Origin of the sequence: Spiroplasma sp. ChiS (assembly GCF_002968355.1) — a bacterium.
Taxonomy (GTDB): Bacteria; Bacillota_I; Bacilli_A; order Mycoplasmatales; family Mycoplasmataceae; genus Spiroplasma; species Spiroplasma citri.
The window spans coordinates 1-1,324 of record NZ_PUUH01000125.1 but is presented as its reverse complement, the minus strand read 5'-3'; the positions used below and the strand labels follow the sequence as shown (position 1 = coordinate 1,324).

The window sequence follows — 1,324 nt, the reverse complement described above, 5'->3', positions numbered from 1 at the left end:
CTAGGAACAAGCACAACAACTCTAGTTGCTTGTAATAATATACCACAATATAACGAAGATGAATTACAACAACTAAAACAAGAAAACCAAATATGCACAAATTGCCAAGAAATAAAAAACAACTTAGAATGAATTTGCTCACAAGAAAAACCATTTAATACAGTTGATAATAAGTATTATTATCAACTGTATTAAATGGTTTTTCGTCTGGTGTCATTTCTTTTAATCTGCTTTTGACATATTTGGCACTGCTTTCTATTTTGTAGGGCATTTCTCTAATTTTTTTGTCTAGTTGTGCTGTTTTTTGATCCATTTTTTCCATTTCTTTGGTTCATTTTTTATTGAATTCTTCCTTTTTTTCTTGGGCATATTCGCAAAAATTAATAAAATTGTTAGGGTCTTTGATTGATTGATAACGAATGGGAACGCGTGCGGTGTATTCTCAATTAAAGGATTTTATTTTTTCGCCTTTTAGAGGTAAATTAAAACTAAGAATAGGGAATTCATAAATTCCGTCTTTATGTCTTGTGTTTAAGTTATCTTGGGTTAATCTTCCTTTGTCTGTTCATACAAAATATTCGCTAGCACATTTATTTTGATAAATTGCTTGGTATTTAAAATCATTTACTTGATTAATGTTATCGATTATAGCTATTGCTATTGTTTTTGAATTATCGTTTCAAGTCATGGCACTTTTAATATTTTTTCAGGGTTTGTTTTTTTCTTCGTTGGTTTTTTCAAAATAGAATTTATTGTCAATTCCGCTTGGTTCAACTTCGTCAATTTTAGTGTTAATGGGGCATTGTTCTAATAATTCTGTTAATTTTTCAATTTGTTCGCTTTTGTTTTCTCCTAAACTTTCAATAAAATTTTTATTAATATATTGGTAGTTTTCATCTGGGTTGTCTATATCGGGGGTTGGATATACTAATGGTGCTTTTGACATATCTATTTTAATTGTTAAAAATATTGTTGTTGTTGTTTCTGCTTCGTTTTTTGCATAGGGAATTAAGTCGTTGATATCGTTTGTGGTGTTGTTTTCTACTTTAATCATTCTTCCGCAAATGCTTAAATAAAAAAATGGTATTTCTTTGTTTCCTTTTTTTGTTTTTATTTTTACTTGAATTCCGTTGTCTTCATATTTGAATTCTGCATCTAAGTTTTCTTGTTCGCCAAATCCGTAAAATAAAAAACCAGTTGAATTGTTATCACATAGTTTTAACATTTCTTCGTTATAATTATCGCTATTACAAAAACCAGTTGAATTGTTATCACATAGTTTTAACATTTCTTCGTTATAATTATCGCTATTACCTAATAAGTT

The 1,324-nt window shown here is 28.3% G+C and carries 2 protein-coding genes; one reads left to right on the top strand and one right to left on the bottom strand.

Annotation, left to right across the window (positions count from 1 at the left end):
* A partial coding sequence (locus C6B38_RS09900; RefSeq protein ID WP_162475855.1) for a hypothetical protein occupies positions 1-195 on the top strand: 195 nt, incomplete at its 5' end.
* Here the strand turns inward: C6B38_RS09900 and C6B38_RS04130 are convergent.
* The coding region (locus C6B38_RS04130) for a hypothetical protein (protein WP_233485525.1) at positions 155-1,324 on the bottom strand (1,170 nt) is incomplete at its 5' end. The two genes, C6B38_RS09900 and C6B38_RS04130, sit on opposite strands and share 41 nt — an antisense overlap.